General features: G+C 59.5%; 19 protein-coding genes. 7 read left to right on the plus strand and 12 right to left on the minus strand.

Annotated elements, in window-relative coordinates; translation table 11 throughout:
• Positions 1 to 19: 19 nt before the first annotated feature.
• Complete coding sequence (locus J1W56_RS09310; RefSeq protein ID WP_223613001.1) at positions 20 to 322, minus strand: hypothetical protein; 303 nt, start codon at positions 320 to 322, stop codon at positions 20 to 22.
• 223 nt (positions 323 to 545) lie between these two features.
• Positions 546 to 1,166: a hypothetical protein gene (locus J1W56_RS09315; protein ID WP_223613002.1), complete on the minus strand. Its 621-nt coding sequence runs from the start codon at positions 1,164 to 1,166 to the stop codon at positions 546 to 548.
• A gap of 293 nt (positions 1,167 to 1,459) precedes the next feature.
• On the opposite strand from J1W56_RS09315, the gene J1W56_RS09320 reads away from it, so the two are divergent.
• Both J1W56_RS09320 and J1W56_RS09325 read left to right on the plus strand, forming a co-directional pair.
• Positions 1,460 to 2,374 carry a GntR family transcriptional regulator gene (locus J1W56_RS09320; protein ID WP_223613003.1) on the plus strand — a complete coding sequence of 305 codons (915 nt, stop codon included), beginning with the start codon at positions 1,460 to 1,462 and terminating at the stop codon, positions 2,372 to 2,374.
• A gap of 339 nt (positions 2,375 to 2,713) precedes the next feature.
• Positions 2,714 to 4,090 carry an aminotransferase gene (locus J1W56_RS09325; protein WP_223613004.1) on the plus strand — a complete coding sequence of 459 codons (1,377 nt, stop codon included), beginning with the start codon at positions 2,714 to 2,716 and terminating at the stop codon, positions 4,088 to 4,090.
• A gap of 62 nt (positions 4,091 to 4,152) precedes the next feature.
• Here the strand turns inward: J1W56_RS09325 and J1W56_RS09330 are convergent, their stop codons facing one another.
• Positions 4,153 to 5,103 (minus strand): hypothetical protein, encoded by a 951-nt coding sequence (locus J1W56_RS09330; RefSeq protein WP_223613005.1) that lies wholly within the window; start codon positions 5,101 to 5,103, stop codon positions 4,153 to 4,155.
• A 139-nt stretch (positions 5,104 to 5,242) separates the two neighbouring features.
• The gene (locus J1W56_RS09335) at positions 5,243 to 6,352 is read right to left on the minus strand and encodes an OmpA family protein (protein WP_223613006.1); all 1,110 of its coding nucleotides are present in this window, start codon (positions 6,350 to 6,352) and stop codon (positions 5,243 to 5,245) included.
• Positions 6,353 to 6,597: 245 nt separating this feature from the next.
• Between J1W56_RS09335 and J1W56_RS09340 the strand changes: the two genes are divergently transcribed.
• Entirely contained in the window at positions 6,598 to 7,530 is a 933-nt protein-coding gene (locus J1W56_RS09340) for a LysR family transcriptional regulator (protein ID WP_223613007.1), read from the plus strand.
• Between the two features lie 50 nt (positions 7,531 to 7,580).
• Here the strand turns inward: J1W56_RS09340 and J1W56_RS09345 are convergent, their stop codons facing one another.
• Together J1W56_RS09345 and J1W56_RS09350 are read right to left on the minus strand one after the other, a co-directional pair.
• The gene (locus tag J1W56_RS09345; RefSeq protein ID WP_223613008.1) at positions 7,581 to 9,458 is read right to left on the minus strand and encodes a TRAP transporter large permease; all 1,878 of its coding nucleotides are present in this window, start codon (positions 9,456 to 9,458) and stop codon (positions 7,581 to 7,583) included.
• Between the two features lie 8 nt (positions 9,459 to 9,466).
• Positions 9,467 to 10,480: a TRAP transporter substrate-binding protein gene (locus J1W56_RS09350; protein WP_223613009.1), complete on the minus strand. Its 1,014-nt coding sequence runs from the start codon at positions 10,478 to 10,480 to the stop codon at positions 9,467 to 9,469.
• 329 nt (positions 10,481 to 10,809) lie between these two features.
• On the opposite strand from J1W56_RS09350, the gene J1W56_RS09355 reads away from it, so the two are divergent.
• Positions 10,810 to 11,484 (plus strand): GntR family transcriptional regulator, encoded by a 675-nt coding sequence (locus J1W56_RS09355; RefSeq protein WP_223613010.1) that lies wholly within the window; start codon positions 10,810 to 10,812, stop codon positions 11,482 to 11,484.
• 3 nt (positions 11,485 to 11,487) lie between these two features.
• Here J1W56_RS09355 and J1W56_RS09360 read toward each other — a convergent pair whose 3' ends face one another.
• Genes J1W56_RS09360 through J1W56_RS09365 form a run of 3 tightly spaced genes read right to left on the minus strand, consistent with a single transcriptional unit; the run spans position 11,488 to position 13,348 of the window.
• Positions 11,488 to 12,780 carry an MFS transporter gene (locus tag J1W56_RS09360; RefSeq protein WP_223613011.1) on the minus strand — a complete coding sequence of 431 codons (1,293 nt, stop codon included), beginning with the start codon at positions 12,778 to 12,780 and terminating at the stop codon, positions 11,488 to 11,490.
• A gap of 41 nt (positions 12,781 to 12,821) precedes the next feature.
• Positions 12,822 to 12,947, minus strand: a complete 126-nt coding sequence (locus J1W56_RS25960; RefSeq protein WP_264319109.1) for a hypothetical protein — start codon at positions 12,945 to 12,947, stop codon at positions 12,822 to 12,824.
• Complete coding sequence (locus J1W56_RS09365; RefSeq protein ID WP_223613012.1) at positions 12,944 to 13,348, minus strand: VOC family protein; 405 nt, start codon at positions 13,346 to 13,348, stop codon at positions 12,944 to 12,946. The genes J1W56_RS25960 and J1W56_RS09365 overlap by 4 nt, the downstream gene beginning before the upstream one ends.
• Before the next feature lie 149 nt (positions 13,349 to 13,497).
• On the opposite strand from J1W56_RS09365, the gene J1W56_RS09370 reads away from it, so the two are divergent.
• Complete coding sequence (locus J1W56_RS09370) at positions 13,498 to 14,169, plus strand: HAD family hydrolase (protein ID WP_264319111.1); 672 nt, start codon at positions 13,498 to 13,500, stop codon at positions 14,167 to 14,169.
• A 169-nt stretch (positions 14,170 to 14,338) separates the two neighbouring features.
• Here the strand turns inward: J1W56_RS09370 and J1W56_RS09375 are convergent, their stop codons facing one another.
• Together J1W56_RS09375 and J1W56_RS09380 are read right to left on the minus strand one after the other, a co-directional pair.
• Positions 14,339 to 15,880: a malonate--CoA ligase gene (locus J1W56_RS09375; protein WP_223613013.1), complete on the minus strand. Its 1,542-nt coding sequence runs from the start codon at positions 15,878 to 15,880 to the stop codon at positions 14,339 to 14,341.
• Positions 15,881 to 16,042: 162 nt separating this feature from the next.
• Entirely contained in the window at positions 16,043 to 16,351 is a 309-nt protein-coding gene (locus J1W56_RS09380; protein WP_223613014.1) for a PsiF family protein, read from the minus strand.
• Positions 16,352 to 16,789: 438 nt separating this feature from the next.
• Here J1W56_RS09380 and cml point away from each other — a divergent pair, with 438 nt between their 5' ends.
• On the plus strand, positions 16,790 to 17,995 hold the full coding sequence (gene cml, locus J1W56_RS09385; RefSeq protein ID WP_223613015.1) for a CmlA/FloR family chloramphenicol efflux MFS transporter: 1,206 nt from the start codon (positions 16,790 to 16,792) through the stop codon (positions 17,993 to 17,995).
• Positions 17,996 to 18,057: 62 nt separating this feature from the next.
• Here cml and J1W56_RS09390 read toward each other — a convergent pair whose 3' ends face one another.
• Positions 18,058 to 18,579: a hypothetical protein gene (locus J1W56_RS09390; protein WP_223613016.1), complete on the minus strand. Its 522-nt coding sequence runs from the start codon at positions 18,577 to 18,579 to the stop codon at positions 18,058 to 18,060.
• 304 nt (positions 18,580 to 18,883) lie between these two features.
• Between J1W56_RS09390 and J1W56_RS09395 the strand changes: the two genes are divergently transcribed.
• Positions 18,884 to 19,729: a MetQ/NlpA family lipoprotein gene (locus J1W56_RS09395; protein WP_223613017.1), complete on the plus strand. Its 846-nt coding sequence runs from the start codon at positions 18,884 to 18,886 to the stop codon at positions 19,727 to 19,729.
• Positions 19,730 to 19,781: the final 52 nt, after the last annotated feature.

Here is a 19,781-nt window from a genome sequence, read left to right on the forward strand (position 1 = left end):
AAGCGACCGGATTTTGGCTTCAGCCGCGTGTGTAGCCGGGCCGGTACGGCGCGCTCGGCTCCGGCTTCACCAGGGCAGCCTTGCGGGCCGCCGCCTCGGCCTGTTCGCGGCGCTGCTGATGGGCTCTTGCCGCATCGAGCGTCAGGCGCAGTTCAAAATTCTTGCGGACCGCACGGTCAAGCGAAAGCGCGGCAAGCCGCGTCACATCCGATACACCTGATGTATAGATCTGCAGGATGATGAGGGAGATTTCCTGCGCATAGATCTTTGAGCGCGGGCCAAGATCCAGCATGCGGAAAGCTTCAGCATAAGCCTTTCGCATGATTGCCAGGTCTTGCGGCGAGTAGACCGGTCCCGCTGAATCGCAGAAAATCATTTTTACCCCCGAAACGGCACGCAAAACATGCCGTCACAACCCAATCAGCCCGTCACCAAACTATTGGTAATAGGCGCGGAGAACAACTGGAAATTGCGCTGAGGCATGCAGCCCATTGCAACGACCGTTGATGGGCCGATGCGATGGCGTGAATTCGACGCCTGTGCCGTCAGTTCGGGCAGGTCTGCGGCTGTCCGTTCAAGCCCTGATGCTTGATTTCGAACGTCGATTTTGACGTTTCGCCGTTTCGGGTGATCGTGACGACATAGATGCTGTCAAAATCATCTTTCTGCCATTTCGGCACGGCTCCGGCGTCGCCATTGTTGGCTTCGAGAAGGTCGCTGACGATATTGTCGATTTTCTTGTGTTCCCAGGCGACCAGAATGCGGGCATTGCGCAATTTTTGCTTGCTCAGGGCCTTGGTAAGGTCCTTGCGCTCGGACACGCCGATGCTTGCGTTGACCGGCAGGCCGAACGAGATGGCCGTCGGCTCGATGGTGGCCAGAGGGCGGATGTAGTCATAGTTCTCGCCGCCATCTTCCTTCTGATCGGAGGGGTTCGGTGCGAAAATATAATCGGGCTTGCCCAGTGTTCTGGCAATCACCGGCGGAAGGGCGAGGGCGCGATTCAACCCTTGGCAATTGAGCTGGCCCAGGCCTTTTTCCGGCTTTTCACCATGCCTGATAAAGGCAATCGTCTGGACGCTGTCGCTGCTCCAGGCGGGCGCCGTGCCGGCTGTCAAAGCCAGCATGGCAATTGCGGTGAGTGATCCGATTAAGCGTAGAGCCATGGTTGATTCCTTCCTTTGCCAATTCCTATTCCGGCTAACATGGAAGCGCTACAGGATTCTTCGAGCGGCAACCCGTCAGGGCATGCCTGCATGGACATGGGCCAATGCCATGATCTGGGCGGATGAATGCCGTATCGGCAGACTGGAGATATCCCCATTGCGGTCCGCAATTGAACAAATCTGATGATCTGAAGCAGAAAAGTGCGTTTTTATGTTGGAAATGACCGTATAAGGATTGATAAAAGTTCTTTGTTGGGAAAAAGTACAATTAATATTACAAGGGGTATTGGAACTTGACCAAGCACACACCACTTCAGACACGGATTCGCGATCAATTGCAACGACGGTTCGGTGAGGACCTGCATGTCGGCGACCGGGTGAACGAGGCGGAAATTGCCGATGCCCTGGGGATTTCGCGCACGCCCGTCCGCAAGGTGCTCTGGCAGCTGCAGAATGAAGGTGTCGTCAGCTACGAGCAGCACCGCGGGTTTCGCCTCGCGGATGCAAGCGCCGACGTGTTTGATACGGATGCCGAGAAGAATGAGCTGCTGGATGAAAGGGTGATGCGCGACATGGCGCTCGGCCAGCTCGGCAGCGTGATCAGCGAGCGGGCGCTGATGCAGAAATATGCGGTCCCGCACGGCATTCTCATGTCGACCCTGCGCCGCCTGATGCGCGACCAGCTGGTCGAGCCTTCCGTCGGTCACGGATGGATTTTTGCCGACGTCAGTGCCACCGCCCTGGAGAGCGGATACAAGTTCCGCCAGATTCTTGAACCGGCCACCATTCTGGCCGATCCCTACTTCGTTGATGTCGAGGCCTTTCAGGCGATTGACCGCGACCATGCCAATACAATCGCCAATATCGGAAAGGTTGATCAGCGCCGGCTTTTCGATCTGGATGCCAAATTTCACCGGCTGATTGCGCTCGGCGCCAAGTCTGCGCATCTGGTTGACGCCATCGAGCGCCAGAACAATATCCGGCGGGTCAACGAATATATCGGGTTTGTCCGGCTCGACCGTATCCGGGAATCCCTCGGTGAGCACCGCAACATCATCGCAGCCCTGCTGCGCGGCGAGAGGCAGGTGGCTGCGGCCCTGATGCGGCTGCATCTGCAAATTTCCAGGGATGAGACATTCAAGTACATCGAGGACGATCTGGAGCGGGTCCGGGCAGGGGATTTGCATCTTTCCCTGGAACAGGACTGATACGTCACCTGCCGGTCGCGGCACCGTGCTGATCCGCGGGCAGGATACCGGTGTCCTGCTTGGGTCGTTTCCGTATTTGTCTCAAGTATAGTGCAATAGAGAATTTTCACGCTGGTATCGCCTGATGCCGGGCTAAATCCTTATTTCAAGAAATGTCATGGTGAATATGCCGATAAATGGATGCGTTTACGCCGAATTGAAAAATTCTGTTGTGAGATATGGTTCGTCGAGGTGACGATACCCGCAATAACAAAAAGCATTTTATATTGACAAAATGCAATATGTGAACTCTCATGAAGCGCAGATGCGATCAACGCATCGTTACTTCTGGAGGGATTCATGGACGCAACAGTACAGTCTTGGGAGCGCCGGGAACTTGGTAGCTTCTTTCATACATTCTCGGATCTGGCATCGCTGCGGGAGGATGGACCCGCCATCGTCGAGAAAGGCGATGGCGCCTATATCTTCGATACCGCCGGCAAGCGCTATTTCGAGGGCAACTCCGGCCTTTGGAACATGACGCTGGGATTTTCCGAAACGCGCCTGGCCGACGTTGCCGCCCGGCAATATGCGCAGTTTCCCGGTTATCACACCTTCTTTGGCCGCAACTCGAAACCGACCGTTGCTCTGGCCGAAAGCATGCTTGAACTGGCGCCGGTGCCGATGAGCCGTGTCTTTTTCACAAACTCGGGCTCGGATGCCAATGAATCCGTCATCAAACTCCTGTGGATGATGTGGGCGGCAGAAGGCCAGCCCAGACGGCGCAAGCTGCTGACACGCAAGAACGCCTATCATGGCGCCACCGTCATGGCTTCGGCGTTGACGGGCAAGGATTACGTGCGGGCCTTCGGTCTGCCCAATGCCGAGATCGTTACCCTTGACTGTCCGCATAGCTGGCGCTTTGCGCTGCCGGGTGAAAGCGATGAGGATTATTCCGCCCGGCTTGCCGCCCGGCTCGAACAGCAGATTTTGGCGGAAGGCCCCGAGACCATCGCCGGCATGTTCGCTGAACCCGTGATGGGAGCCGGCGGCGTCATCGTGCCGCCGGATGGGTATTTCCGCATGATCCAGCCGGTTCTGCAGCGTTATGGCATCCCGCTCGTCGCCGATGAGGTGATCTGCGGCTTCGGCCGGACGGGGCATCTGTGGGGTGCGCAGGCGGTCGGCCTGCGGCCGGATATCATCGTGGCATCAAAGAGCATGTCGGCGGGTTATTTCCCGATGGGCGCCGTGATGCTGTCGGCCGACATGGACAAGCGGGCGACCGCCGCCTGCGAACTCTGGGAAGAGTTTCCGCATGGTTATACCACCGGCGGCCATCCCGTCGGATGCGCCATTTCGCTGGAAGCGATCCGCATCATCACGGAGGAGGGCATTCTCGACAATATTTGCGAGGTCGGCCCGGTTTTCCAGGCCGGATTGCGCACGCTGGCCGAACACCCCATGGTTGGCGAGGCGCGCGGCCTTGGCCTGATGGGCGCGCTGGAGATGGTGGCGGACAAGAAAACCAAGACCGCCTATGCGGGGGAGTATCGCGTCGGGGACCGGATCGCCAAGGCGGCGCGCGATCTCGGCTTCATCATTCGTCCGCTCGGCGCCTCCGTGGTTCTGGCGCCGCCATTCATCGCCACGCTTGACCAGATCGGGCAGTTGCTGGATGTGCTGAAGCAGATTCTGGACGATGTTCATGCGGATGTGAGCAGGCATCACGCGTGAGATATTGCGGCCTGCTCCCGGGCATTCCCGTCCGGGAGCAGGCCATGCTGTATCCTGACAGGTTATGCCGCTGCCGCCAGACCGGCATTTTCCTTGAGTATCCGGAATTTGCCGGATATTTGCGACAGCTTGGCTTCCCATTCGGGATTGGGCGATTGACCTTCAATCGTCCGGAAAAACACCTGCATCATGCAGGTGATGGCAAATGGTTCGATGAGGGCGGCCTTGACGGCCCAGGCAAAGATGAGGGCGAGAAGAAAACCGCCCGATGTCCAGCCGCCCGGAATCCAGCAGAGCAGGGCCGCTGCCGGCGCCAGCATCACCAGGAACACGGCGATCGACAGGCCGTAGACGATGACGGTCAGAAACGCGGCGTTGCGCAGCATCGTTCCCGCATTCTGGCCGTAGAGCACCAGTGCCGACTGTGCCGATTGCCAGGGATTGGTGCTGCGGGTCCGGATGATATAGGCAAGCATGACCTCGTCGATGAAGCCGACGGCGATGCGCAGGAATGCCCGGATCAGCGACATGAGCTGGTCCAGGCCGGGAAGGGGCAGAAAGGCCGCGATACCCTGCACCAGCCCGGTGATGGCCGTCAGCACGCCCTTTATCAGCTGGTCGACGGCAAAAAGGACGCTTGCCTCGGCAAACCGGTTTGCGACGATGCCTCTGGCATACTGGATCTGTCCCTGATTGTCCGGCAATGGCCTGCCGTCGAGGAGCTCCACCAGCACGGCAATATGCCCCGCCTTGACGACGTAGAGGATGTATTCCCGCATGAGATAGAGGGCCCCGGCGGTCATGCAGAAGCCCAGCAGCCCGCCGATGAAGATGGAATTGGCCTGGAAACTTTCGTCGCCGAGGCCGCCGATACCCCAGCCGATACCGGCGCCGGTCGATGTGACAAGCACATAGGCGATGACCATGCCGAGATAGATCGCGATTCTAAGCGCGATGAACGGGGCCGTGCGCGCCATGAGGCCGAGTGAACGGCTGATACTGAAGTTCCACATGAGTGTCCTGCTTGATCTTTGAGAATGTGCAACTGCCGGCGTACCTGATTGCCATGTCGGCCATTCACCCGCCTGCGGAGATAAAAGCTCTGAAACACATCGCGTTGGCGGCATTTGCGCCGCCAACGGATTGTGCGTGTTAGCGCATTTTGACGAGTTCAACGCGCCGGTTCTTTGAGCGGTTTTCCTCGGTTGCGTTGCTTGCGGTGGGGGCAGACATGCCCGCACCGAAGGAGCGCAGCCGCCCGATCGCGATACCGTAGCGATCCGCCAGCGTTCTGGTCACCGATGCCGCCCGGCGCTTGGACAGGTCGACATTGTAGTCGAAATTGCCGACGTCATCGGTGTGGCCAACGACCAGAACGTTCAGGTCCTGGTTCGATTTCATCATGTTGGCGATCTCCGCCAATGCAGCGTCGGATTCCGGCTTGATATCGGTCCGGTCCGTGTCGAAGAAAATGCCATAGAGCGCAACGCGGCCGCTGGTGTCGAGGGCCGTTGCCATTTCGCGGGCATTGACGGTGACCATTTTCTGTTCACGCTTTTCCGGTTCCACCACGTTGACAAGGGCGATCGTCCGGTCGGTGAAACGGGCGCAACCATCCGTGAAGCTCTTCGCAATGCGATAGGTGTGGACCGTCGCATAGGCGTCCGCGCCGCCCTGCGGAAAGCTGGCTGCAAAGAAGCGCTGGTCATCGATCTTGTACGGCAGTGCCGAGCAGCCCAATGCATCATCGAATTTCGCCTGCAGCTTGCTCTCGTCGATGAAATACATCATCAGGCTGGTGTCTTCATTGCCGCCCGTGGGGACGCGGGCCGACAGATTGGCGCTGCCGCCGCATTCTTCGCCCTTGCAGGAATAGAGAACCTTGCCGCCCTTCGCGGCGATTTCGTCCTGATAGTTCCGCGTGACCTCAAGCGTGGAGCGGCCTTCGGGGGTGAGATAAATGAGCCGGGTCAGTTCGCCTTCGACCGTCTGTTTCTGCTTGGGCTTGAATATCTCCATATAGCTCTGTTCGATCTTCTCGCCCGTGTCGACCAGCGGAGACAGCGGAAAGGTGAAGTCGGTAAACTTTTGGTGGAGATGGCTTAGGATGAGCGAACCCTCATACCGCTTGAGCGCCGGGCTGTCCGATGCGCCCGCAATATCCTTCTTGGGCAGCGCCGTTTCCTGCGCCCATGCGGCTGTTGCCATCATGGCCACGATCAGGCTGGTGCGGACACATAGTTTCGTGAAGTGGTTGAACATGATTTTTCCTGTCAATGGTCAGTTGAGTTGTATTCGCCAAGGTATGAGCCTGTGCCGCCGGGTGTTCATCGGTGGCTTGGCGATGTGGGGTGCAATCCGCGATTCCTGGGAGACTGTTAGGGATGGCACCGCCTCATTTTGCATTTTACCGGGTTATAATACAAAAAATTGACTTGCCCGGAAACAAGGGGAGCTGATAGATAGGCCATCGAAACATGTAAAATGAAAACTTCTGGACGCGCATCATGAGCAAGATTCATATCAACCTGACCATGCTGAAGGCTTTGATTGCTATCGTGGAAGAAGGTGGCTTTTCCCGCGGCGCCGACCGGATCGGCGTAAGCCAGTCTGCCGTCAGCCACGCCATCCGCGGCCTGGAACGCGCGATAGGCGCACCGCTGATCGAGCGGCAGCGGGGCAATATGGAACTGACGGCGATGGGCCAGAAAGTTGCCGAGGAAGCGCGCGGCGTGCTGCAGGCCATCGAGCGGCTGCGGAAACTCGGCCAGAACCGGAATGTCTGCGGCACGGTGCGCGTCGGCGTTGTCGCCAGCATCGCGTCGCGGATTACGCCGGCGGCCTTGCGCGACCTGCGCCGCAATTTCCCCGATATCCGGCTCGATATCTGGGATGGAACTGATCAGGAAGTGCATGAATGGGTCAGAAATGGCCTGATCGACATCGGCATAGCCGGTATATGCGACGGTCTGAATGCCGAGCACTTCATGGAGGACAAACTGCTTCTCCTCGTTCCGCACGATCATGTCCTGGCCGGGCACGAGACCGTATTCCTGGCCGAATTGCAGGATGCCCGCTTTGTCGTATCGGCAACGGGGTGCGGACCGCAGATCGACGCGATGCTTGAGGAGGCCGGTGTTGCAATCGATGTTGTCGTGCGCGTGAGGGAAAAGGAAACGCTGTTTTCGATGGTCCGGTCCCATGTCGGCGTGGCCATGGTGCCTGAACTGGCGCTGCCGGCCATTGTCGAAGGCTGTGTCGTGCGTCCTCTTGATCCGCCATTTTCCCGGAAGCTGTTTCTGATGCACGGCGATGCCAGCCTGAACTCGTCTGCCCGGGCGGTGGCGGATGCGTTCAGGCGTGCTTCATGCAGCTTTGCTTTTTGTTTGCCTGACGAAGCAATTCAGGACGATGCCAGAATCGAGGAAAGGACGGCCTGACGCCGGGCTCGATCCCTCCCGTAAGGGATCGAGCTTGCCGTGGTTCCCGGCTAATGCACAAAGCCCATATGGCGCGGCAGCGACAATGTGATGTCCGGGATGAACGCGATCAGCAGCAGGCATATGAACAGGATCGCCAGATATTTGGCGATTGGCTTGACCGTCGCTTCCAGGGACACGCCGCCCACCGCACAACTCGTGTAGAGTCCGAGCCCCAATGGCGGCGCGAACAGGCCGAGCCCCATCGCGACGATGAGCACAATGCCGTAATGCAGAGGATGGATGCCAAAGCTCTGCGCCACCGGAATGAGCAGCGGGCCGAAGATGATCAGGGCCGGAGCGCCTTCCAGTGCCGCTCCCATGACGATGAGGATCAGGATGGAGGCGACGATGAACGCCCAGGAGCCTGCGCCGTGGCTGAGGTTGATCATGGCTTCCGCCAGCATGTGCGGCACCTGGTCGATGGTCAGCGAGAAAGCAACGGTCTGGGACGCGGCCACCACGAACAGGATCATACCGGCAAGCGTCGCGGAGCGGATGAACAGGTGTACCGTGCTGCGCCATGTCAGTTCCCGGAACACGAGGCGTCCGACCAGCAGCGCGTAGGCCACTGCGAAGGCGCCGATTTCAGTCGCCGTTGCAAAGCCGGAGCGATAGCCGCCGAAAATGATGACGATGACACCAAGACTGACTGCACCGCTCCATAGGAGATTGTTGAGACTGCGGCCCGAGGTTTCCACCGGGGCGGGTGGCGCTTTCTTGGAGAAGATGATGACGCCAAGGATCAGGGCGCCGGCCATCAGGATCGCCGGATAAATGCCTGCGGCAAACAGGCCGCCGATGGATAGGTTGGCCACATAGCCTAGAATGATGAGGTTGATGCAGGGCGGGATGGTTTCCGCCATGACAGCGCTGGCCGCCAGGAGGGCCACGCCTTCCGACGGATCATGGCCCGACCGGCGCATGGCCGGGATCATGACCGTACCGACGGCGGTCACATCCGCCAGCTTCGAGCCGGAAATGCCTGAAAACAACACCATGCTGAGAATGGTGACGATGTTGAGCCCGCCCTTGCGCTCGCCGACACCCCGGCGCAGCAACTCAATCAGCCGCACCGACATGCCGTTCACCTCCATGGCAAGGCCGGTCAGGACAAAGAAAGGTACGGCAAGCAGCACGAAATTGTCGATTCCGCTGGATGCCTGCTGGGCAAACACCGCGAATGGAATGAAGCCATCGCCGAGAATGTAGAGCAGGGCGCCGACGCACAGTGAAAAGGCGATGGGAATACCGCTGGACAGGCAAATGGCAAACCCGCCGAGCATGAGAACGAGCGGGCTGGGCGCATGATCTGGCAGAAGTGTTGTCCAGAGTGTCACCACACCCGCCAGAACAAGAAGCCCGGCCAGGCCCATTGCGATATCCGCCCTGGGATAGGCCAGCAGCCGTGCCGCGGTGAAAATGGCCATGCAGAAGCCGCCGACAACGAGCGGATACATGAAGAGGTTTTGCGGCAGCCCGGTTGAGGTGACCTGCGTGGAGGCAGACTCGCAATATTCAATGGCGAAAACCGCCACGGCGAGTGTCACGCCGAGTTCGATCCACAAGCCGGCCGCTTCCACGCGGGATGCATGCTGCGGCGCCAGCTTGTCCCGCAGGATACGGATACCGACATGATTGCCCTTGGCGACCGCTGCAGCGCCACCCAGGAAGGCGACGGTGATAAGCAGCATGCGTGCGACTTCATCGGCCCACAGAATGGTGTCGTTGAAGACAAAGCGCCAGAGGACGGCGATGATGACCAGCGCGAGATCGGCGGCCAGGGCGATGGCAGCAAGAATTTCGACGATGCGCAGGAGAGCGCCGACAAACGGCGCCCCCCTGACAGCTGGTGCATGGGCGATGGGCAAGGCGGCCTCGACTGACATGGGCGACCTCAGGCCTTGGTGATGGATTCAAGCACGGGCTTGGTGCTCGGGTAGGCCTTGGCGAACTCGTCCCAGAGCGGCATGACAAGCTGCTTGAAGGCGGCACGGTCGACCTCGTGCGTCGTCACGCCATTGCCGCGCAGTTTTGCCAGCGCGCTGGCTTCGATCTCGTTTGCCTTGCTGCGCTGGAAGGCGGAGGCTTCCGCAGCGGCCTCGCGGAAGGCGGGCAGATGTTCCGCCGGTATCTTGGACAGTGCGCGCCTGCCGATGACGATGGTCTGCGGATTGCAGATATGCTGGGTGAGGGAAATGTGCTTGGCCACCTCGTAGCACTTCAGCGCAAGGACGGTCGGCGCATCATGCTCCAGCCCGTCAATGACGCCCGTCTGCAGGGCGGTGTAGACCTCGCCCAGCGACATTGGCGTGGGCGAAGCCCCCATCGCCTTCAGCGTCGCGACGAAATTGGCAACCGGCAGGACGCGAATCTTCTGTCCCTTCAGCAGTTCGGGCGTGTTGGCGGGCTGGCGCGCCGTCACATTGCGCCCGCCAAGACTATAGGCCCAACTGACCACCTCGACGCCAATCTTGTCGGCAAAAATGCCGTTCAGCACCTTGCCCGCGCTGCCATCGAGCACCGGTCCGGCCGCATCCATCGAATTGAAGAGATAGCCGAGATCGAGAACACCGATTTCCGGCGCGAGCGTGCCCCAGATGGAGGAGCCGGAGATCATCATGTCGACAATGCCGAGCTTCACCTGGCCGACAATGTCGGCTTCCTTGCCAAGCTGATTGTCGGGGAAATATTTGATCTCGACGGCATCGCCGACCTTGTTCTTCAGGCTGCTCTGGAAGCGGTCATACCACAGCCAGTGCGCCGAGTTCGGATCGGCGGGCAGGGACGACGACATGCGCAGGGTCACCGGGGCGGCTTCGGCGCGTGTCGCGCGGCCAAGAATGGCAAGTGTTCCGGCACCGGCAAGGCCAAAGCCAAATGCACGGCGTGTCAGGCGAAAATTCTTCATAGTCTCTCCTCCACATCGGCCACTCCCCGTGGCCTTGATTGTTCCCGACGCCAGACATGATCGGCGTCACCCCATGCTGCCGTTCTTCCTCAGGACGGCTTCGGACACGATGGCGGACTCCTCAATCCGCCTGCCATGTTGCTGGCTCTATGCACGCTTTGCTTGGTTCAGGCGGATTCCTGTGCGAAACAGCATGGGTGCCATCTTTATCCGGCACCGGATTCTGGTTCACAAACAGGCCGTCGCTTGACCGCGGCTGGCACGGCATATACTAGTATGGTAGTATGATATGGTAATCGATGCAATGCAAGCGGATTGGAGGAGCAGGTTTGACGATTGATCTCAGCCGTGGTGGCTCAACGGCGCACCGGCTCGAAAAGGAGCTGCTCAGGGCCATTGTTTCGCTGGAGTTATATCCGGGCGTGCGCTTGTCGGAGCAGGAGATTGCCGAGCGCTACGGCGTGTCGCGCCAACCCGTGCGCGAAGCCCTGATCGCGCTCAGCAAACAGCAGTTTGTCGAAGTGCTGCCGCAGCGGGGCACGATGGTGGTCAAGATTTCCATTGCCAAGATGCGCGAGGCACGGTTTCTGCGCGAGGTGATCGAAAGCGCCGTCGTGCGCCGCGCCTGTGAAGCGTTTGATCCGGCAAGCCGGGAAAAGATCGACGAGGCGCTTGAAGCGCAGGCGCGCGCCGCCGCCCGCACCGACCACAGCGCTTTCCAGAGATTTGACGAGCAGTTCCACATTGCGCTTGCGGAAGGCGCGGGCTGTCCCATGGCGTGGTCGGTCGTCGGCAACCTCAAGGCGCATATGGATCGGGCCTGCCAGCTTACCCTGCTGAATGCGGCGGCTATGCAGCTTCTCATCCAGCAGCATCAGGCAATCGTCACCGCCATCGATGCAGCTGATCCGGAAGCGGCGGAAGCGGCCATGCGCCACCACCTCACCGAAATATTGCGGGCCCTGCCGGAGGTCGAGAAAAACCATCCGGACCTGTTCGAATAAGGGTCAGCTTATCGCATCGTGCCGGCTCGACTTCAGCTCCCGGCCAAGAAACAGGACCATGACTGCTGCCGCGGCAAGGCAGCAGGCAAGCACGCCCATACCGATCTGGAAACTGCCGGTACTCTGCTTGATCCAGCCGACGAGATAGGGGCCGACGAAACCGCCGAGATTGCCGACAGAATTGATCAGCGCGATGCCGCCGGCCGCCGCCGTTCCCTGCAGGAAGACCGGTGGCATGGCCCAGAAGGGTCCGAGGCTCGCATAGATGCCGACGGAGGCGATGCTGAGACAGAGCAGGGCCACCAGATTGGACTGGAGATAGACGCTGCCGATGAAGCCGATGGCGCTGACCGCCGCGGCAATGGCGACATGCCAGACCCGCTCGCCGGTTTTGTCGCTGTGCCTGCCCCAGAGCAGCATGGCGATGGCGCTGACGAGATAGGGGAGCGCGGTGATGAAGCCGACCTGCGTGTTGGAAAAACCCATTGCCTTGATCATTTGCGGCAGCCATAGGCCGATGCCGTAGAGCCCGATCACGATGCCGAAATAGACGAGGCCGAGGAGCAGCACCCGCCTGTCGACCAGGGCAGGCCAGAGCCTGTGCTGGGCGCGGCCGGAATGGGCGAGGTGATCCTTGTCCAGTCTCTCCTGGACGATGCGGCGTTCGGTCAGTGTCAGCCAGGGTGCCTGAGCCGGACCATTGGGCAGCAGGCGCAGCACCGCAAGGCCGAGCAGGCAGGACGGGATGCCCTCGATGATGAACAGCCACTGCCAGCCTTTCAGCCCCGAGGCGTGCTCGATCCCGATGATCAGGCTGGAAAGCGGTGCGCCGACGGCGCTGGCCAGCGGCACCGCCGCCATGAACAGGCCGATGAATTTCGCCCGCTGCGCCGCCGGAAACCAGTAGGTGAGGTAAAGGATCATGCCGGGAAGAAAGCCCGCCTCGGCAAGGCCGAGCAGAAAGCGCAGGATGAAGAAACTCCATGGCCCCTGCACAAAGGCCATCGCGGCGGAGACAAGTCCCCAGGTGATCATGATGCGGGCGATCCACAGCCGCGCCCCGACCTTTTCGAGAATGACGTTGCTGGGCACTTCAAACAGGAAATAGCCGAGAAAGAAGATGCCCGCACCCCATCCATAGACATAGGGCGTCAGGCCGATATCGTCGTTCATGGTGAGGGCAGCAAAGCTGATATTCACCCGGTCGAGAAATGCGACGAGATAGAGCACCATCATGAAAGGAATGATGCGCAGGCTTATTTTACGGTACGGATCTACCGTTTCGTTCAGTGACATGCGTGCCTCCCAACCCACTGTCGTGATCTGCCGCTTCTTTGTCAGGCCAGATCGATCGTCTTGCTCTTGAATTCCTGCAGAATCATCTCATTGATATCAGAAATGATCCCGATCCGGCCATTGTTAGGATCACCGATCCAGAACTGCGCCAGAAGCGTGATGCTCATGCAGGCAGTGCTGGCGCATCGTGGTTGCAAACACAGATTTTGTTGCCGTCCGGATCGCGGAAATAGGCGCCGTAATAATGCGCATGGTAATGCGGCCGAAAGCCGGGCGGGCCCTCGCAACGGCCGCCGCTGGCCAGAGCCAGGGCATGGATGCTGTCGACACTTGCCCGGTCCGGCGCCAGGAACGCAATCATCTGGCCGTTGCCGGATTGGGCCGGTTCCCCGTCAAAAGGCGTTCCGAGGAGAAAGAGCGGGCGCCCGCCATTCCGCGGCTGCCAGCCCGCCCACGGTTTCTGCGGATCGGAAAAACGCAGCCGATTGCCCAATATCTCCATGATCGGGGTGTAGAAGGCGACCGCGCGCGCGAAATCATTGGTGCCGACGTAAACATGCGAAAACATGGATGTCCCCCTTGGTCGCCCTGCGCTCCGGCCGTGAAATCGCACAGCGCTGCCGGATTCGGATTTGCGCCGGAAATTAACACGGCGGGCGTTGCGGGCAAGCGCTGCAATTGTGTATCGGTGGTTTTGCCAATGAAAGGAAATTCAAATTGTCTCCAACCACTTCCGCCGTTTTCAGCAAGCCGTTTGCGGCACTGCTTTTCGACATGGATGGCACGATCCTCAATTCGCTGGCTTCCGCCGAGCGCATATGGGGCAACTGGGCACGCCGCCGGGGCCTTGATGTGGAAACGTTCCTGCCAACCATGCACGGCGTTCGCGGTGTCGACACGATCCGCCGGCTGGCTTTGCCGGGGGTGGACCCGGAAGCGGAGGCAGCGGAGATCGAGCGGGAGGAAATCGACGATGTCGAAGGCATCGTCGCGATTGCCGGGGCGGTGGCGTTTCTGAATTCCCTGCCGCCGCAGAGCTGGGCGATCGTGACCTCAGCGCCCCTTGCATTGGCGCAGCGGCGGCTGGAGGCTGCAGGCATTGCCGTACCCCGGACCATGGTGACGGCCGAGGATGTGTCAGTCGGCAAGCCGAATCCGGAATGCTATCTGCTCGGTGCCGAAAAACTCGGCGTGGATATTGCGGACTGTCTGGTTTTTGAAGACGCGCCAGCCGGTATTCAAGCGGGCGAGACGGCCGGTGCCGAGGTCATCGTGGTGACGGCGACGCAGGTGCACGCGATTGCGACCGCTCACCCGACAATCGCCAGCTACGACACCATTGCCGCCAGTGTCGGCACTGACGGAAAAATCTCCATCGTCAGCCGGTAGGGCGAACGGGACTGGGCGTTCAGGCGTTCACCCGGCTAGTGGAACGAATTTGACATTCGCATCCCATTTCACATGACGCGCAGCATGCGAATGTCAAATTCAAAGTTCCACTAGAATCTTATCGCTGCTAGTGGTCCTTTGATTCTGACATTTGCCTGAACGGCCTGTATCAACGGGATGCAAATGTCAGAATCGGACCACTTGCATAGAGATTGCCGTACTGTTCGCGCAGCACGTTCTTCTGCACCTTGCCCATGGTGTTGCGCGGCAGGTCATCGACGAAAATGATCCGTTTGGGCTGCTTGTAGCGCGCAAGGCGATCCTGCAGCGCGTCGAGAATGGCTTTCTCATCGATATCGGCGCCGGGGTGCCTGACCACGACGGCGGTCACGCCCTCGCCGAAATCCGGATGGACAACGCCGATCACCGCGCTTTCCAAGACGCCTGGAAGTTGATCGATTTCGGTTTCCACTTCCTTGGGATAGATGTTGTAGCCGCCCGATATCACCAGATCCTTGCCGCGGCCGACAATGTGCACATAGCCACCCGCATCGATCTTGCCGAGATCGCCGGTGATGAAGAAGCCGTCATCGCGGAACTCCGCCTTGGTCTTCTCCGGCATGCGCCAATACCCCTTGAACACATTCGGCCCCTTGACCTCGATCATGCCGGTTGCATCGGCCGGGAGCATCGCGCCGGTTTCCGGATGGGTGATACGTACGGCAACGCCTGGAAGCGGGAAACCGACCGTTCCGGCAATCCGCTCGCCGTCATAGGGATTGGAGGTGTTCATATTGGTTTCGGTCATGCCGTAGCGTTCCAGAATGGCATGGCCGGTGCGTTGCTGGAATGCCCGGTGCGTATCGGCAAGCAGAGGTGCCGAGCCGGAGATGAACAGCCGCATTCCCTGGACGGCATCGTGGGTCAGTCCCTCATTCTGCAAAAGCCTGACATAAAAGGTGGGAACACCCATCATGGTGGTGGCGCGCGGCATCAGGGACAGGATTTCCGCCGGGTCGAACTTCGGCAGGAGGAACATCGATGCGCCGGACATCAGGATGACATTGGTGGCGACGAAAAGCCCGTGGGTGTGAAAGATCGGCAGGGCATGGATCAAGCGATCCTTGGCCGTGAACTGCCAGTAGGCCCGCAACGTCAGGGCATTCGACAGGAGATTGTCATGGGTCAGCATCGCGCCTTTGGAACGGCCTGTCGTGCCTGATGTGTAGAGGATGGCGGCGAGATCGTCCGGTGCTCTTGGACTGTCGGGAAAATCCGCCGGTTGACCGCTTGCGATATGCATGAGCGAGCCGCCGCCGTCGTCATCGAGCGTCTCAACCAATGCTCGATATTTCGATGCCACGGCCTTGATGCCATCGGCTGCCTGCGGCGTTGCCACGACGAGACGCGGTTCGGCATCACCGATGAAGTAGTCAAGTTCAGCGAGGGTGTAGGCAGTGTTCAGCGGCAGATAGACCGCACCGCAGCGGATGCAGGCGAGATAGAGCATCAAGGCTTCGGCGCTTTTTTCCACCTGAACGGCCACCCGGTCGCCGGGCACAACGCCCAGGTAGTCAAGGGTGCTCGCGATCTGGCCGGAGCAGCGCAGCATGTCGCCATAGGCCCATGTGCGGCCGTTGCCTGTTTCAATGAACACCGTGTTGCCGGCTGGAATGGCATGCCGGATGGCGTCAAACAGGTGGTTGCTCATGAACTCAGTTCCTCGTCGTCTGCTCTGTTTTTGCCGCGGCACAAACGACTGTAGCAGAACGGAAACGATACCGCCCAAGCGATATCGGGCTGAAAGCCTGACAGGCCGGTATAAATTGGCGGGAGGCGGATTTGCCGCTCCCGCCAGCAGAGAGATCGGGCGTTAGCTCTTGCCGCCGTTCTTCTTGCATTCGGCGCGGAACTTGTGGCGTTCCTTGCCGTGCAGGCCCTTGGCATCAGCCTGAGCCGAGCAAGCCTTGGAGATGGCTGTCTTGGCCGGTGTGGTTGTTGCTGTGGCAGCCGGGGCAGTAGCGGGTTTCTTGGCCATGGAATTGGCCGGCGGCTTCATCGTGGTTGCCGGTGCGGTTGTGGTCGCTGGCGCTGTCGTTGCGGGGGCTGCAGTCTGTGCCATCGCGCTTGTGCCGACAAAGGCAAGGATCGCGGTGGCGGTAAGGGTGGCAACTAGTCTCATGGTCGTTTCCTTTGAGTTACAAACCCGTTTTGTAGCGCGTCATGACGCGAAGTTTTCTCGCGCTACGGTTGCACCTGAGCACTGCTTGCATTTCGCCAAGCCCTTGCAAATCAATGAGATGCGCGGAGCTATACGTCATGCCAACATTGCTCGAGTCACAGAATATTGATCGACCGTGTTTTCTTTGTGTGCATCAACATTAATTTTTTTCCATGAAACGGCCATGTTTTGCAGCTGCTTGACGCTCGCACATCACGGCTCTATATCGGCGCTTCAACCGAGAGCTGCACCCACGATGAAAGCCACCACGCTCGCAACCCGCTAGGCCGTAACAACCGTTTTCAACCGTTGTTGCGGCATTCAAAGCTCTCACCATGCTTCTTGCGTTGGGATCAATGATCGCCGCCGAACTTTCCTGTTCGTGTGGGATTTTTTGTTATGCTTTACCCCAAAATTTGGACTTATTCGCTGCCGGCGGCCTTGCTGCTAATGGCTCCCTTTGACCTGCTCGCTTCGCTGGGCATGGATATCTATCTGCCCGTCGTCGTCCGCATGCCCGCGGTTCTCCGAACCACACCGGCAACAATCCAGCTGACACTCAGCCTGTACATGATCGTTCTTGGCTGCGGGCAGCTGCTGTTCGGCCCGCTGGCGGACCGTATCGGGCGCAGGCCCGTCCTGCTCGGCGGGGCATTCCTGTTCGCGCTTGCCTCCGCCGGATTGGCCATGACCAGTTCCGCCGGTGTTTTCATAGCGCTGCGGGTTCTCCAGTCGGCGGGCGGGGCGGCGGCCTTGGTGGCAACCTTTGCCACTGTCCGTGACGTCTATGCGGCGCGGCCGGAAGGCGCCATCATCTATGGCCTGTTCGGCTCCATGCTGGCCTTCGTCCCGGCTTTCGCACCCATGATCGGCGCGCTGGTTGACCATATGTTCGGTTGGCGGGCCGTTTTCTGGTTGCTTGCCGGCCTCGCTGTTTTGTCCGGGCTGCATGCGTTTCTGCGTTGGCCCGAAACATGTCCGGTACAGACACATCCGGCGACACTCCAAGGCAGTTTTGGCAGGGTGTTCTCCAGCGTCACGTTCTGGACCTATACAATGGGTTTCAGCACGGCCATGGGGACATTCTTCACCTATTTCTCGACGGCGCCGCGCATTCTCATGCAGGCGCTTGGCTTGTCCTCGACCATGTTCAGCCTCGTCTTTGCAACCGTTGCCCTTGTCATGATCGTGTGCAGCCGCTTCGGCGGTGTATTCGTCAGGCGCTGGGGCCAACAGGGATGTCTGGTCAGGGGCATGGCATTGTTCCTGGCCGGCGCGGTGTTGCTGATTGCGGGGCAGATGGTCCTGCCAATCTCCATTGCAACGTTGATGGTGCCGATGTGGATCATGGCGTGCGCCATATCATTGACATCTGCCGTTGCGGCAAACGGGGCTTTGCACGACTTTGGCGATATCGCGGGAACGGCGACAGCCATCTACTATTTCATCCAAAGTGTGATTGTCGGGGCTGCTGGAACGCTGGCTGTGGTCCTGCTTCCCGAGGCGAGCTTTTGGCCTGTTGCGGTGTTTGCAGCCGTCGCGGCCGTTGCCACGCTTGGCCTGGCGAGCCTGTCCGGATGTGATGAAAAACCTGTAACCCCTTAACTCCCAAGATAATTCGCGATCCCGACGGGATGAGTGCCGGGATCGCGGATATGGCAATCGGCTTATGCCCTGTAGGAATGCAGTTCCGGATCGAGCTCCACCTCCACCACATTGGTGAAGACCGCCGTGGCGATCATGATGCCGGCAAAGGCGACCAGGTTGACCAGCGTCGGCTCGTCATAGCGCGCGGCCAGTTTGTTCCACAGCCTCTCGGGTACCGCATTGGCATCGGCAACAATGGCCTTGCCGAAGTCCATCAGCACCGTTTCATCCGCATCCGGGACGACGGTCTCGGGCTGCAGGCCGGAATCGATCAGGGCGCGGCGGAAAAAGGTAACGGGCACATCCGCATGGCTTGCCTGCGCGATGGCGAGCGACAGAAGCCAGATGGCGCGATCCGGCAGGGCCGGGCGCAGCAGGTCGCGCAAGGTGAACCATTCGGCATAGATGCGGTGGGCGACGGGTGAATGCAGCATGATGCGCTTCATATTGGTCATGCGTCCGCGCAACTGCAGCTCCCGGTCATGTTCCGCGCGAACATCCGGTGCAGCGTGTTCATAAACGATCGGGGAAATGCGGCTCATGGGAAATATCCCTCTGTGACAGGTTTGCGGGGGTAGCGGGGCAGGATGTGCAAAGGCATATATTTTCTGGCCGCGGCGCGCCATGCAAAACCCGCTGGCAGATTCATTTCGCGGCAAAACCCGGATGTATTCCACATTGTGGAAAATTCTAGCTCCGGTTGCGGCAATTGTTGAAAGGTTTTTCGCCTGCTGCTCTGCACAAAAGATAGCCATCCCTCGCTCAATCCGTGTGCATTCGCGAATATCCGGGACGAAACAAGACGTTTCTCCTTTCGCTATTCACACTGCCTACGGGGGCCAGCACATGACAAAAACCATAGAAAATCTCGGAAACAACGGGAAAATCACGCGGCGCGCGGGCCTGTTTGCGCTGGTGGCTTCGGCCATCGCCATTGCCAGCTTCACCGCGCCACAGCCATCCCAGGCGGCTGACAAGGCCATCAAGGTCGGCATCATCAGCGGTGAGGACGAAGATGTCTGGAAAGCCGTGACGGCGGAAGCCGCCAAGAACGGCCTGAAAATCCAGACGGTCGTTTTCAATGACTATACCCAGCCGAACGAAGCGCTGGAACGTGGCGATCTCGACGCCAATGCATTCCAGCACAAGCCCTATCTCGACAACCAGATCAAGACGCAGGGCTACCACATTGTTCCGGTCGGCTACACCGGCGTCTGGCCCATCGGCCTTTATTCCAAAAAGTTCAGCAAAATCGCCGAACTGCCGCAAGGCGCCGTGATCGGGGTGCCGAATGATCCATCGAATGAAGGCCGTGCGCTGCGGGTGCTGGAAGACCAGGGCGTCATCAAGCTCAAGCCCGGCACGGGCATTCTCGCTACCATCGCCGACATTGCCGAGAACCCGAAGAAGGTGAAGATCAAGGAACTCGACGCCGGTATCGTCGGCCGTTCGGTCGAAGATCTCGACGCAGCCGTGGTCAATACGGATTGGGCGCTGAAGAGCGGCCTGACACCGGCAAACCGTATCGCCCAGGAAAAGATTGCCGACAATCCTTACCGCAACTTCATTGCCGTGAAGGCCGGACAGGAGAAGGAGCCGTGGGTGAAAGCCCTCGTGTCATCCTATCAGAACGACAAGGTCAAGGCTGAATTCGACAAGGTGTACAAGGGAACAGGTATCAGCGCTTACTGATAACCGGTTGATCTTACAAGCAATCACGACAAAGCGGCTCGCAGCATCGATA

It is taken from the genome of Phyllobacterium calauticae (assembly GCF_019991125.1).
Classification (GTDB): domain Bacteria; phylum Pseudomonadota; class Alphaproteobacteria; order Rhizobiales; family Rhizobiaceae; genus Phyllobacterium; species Phyllobacterium calauticae.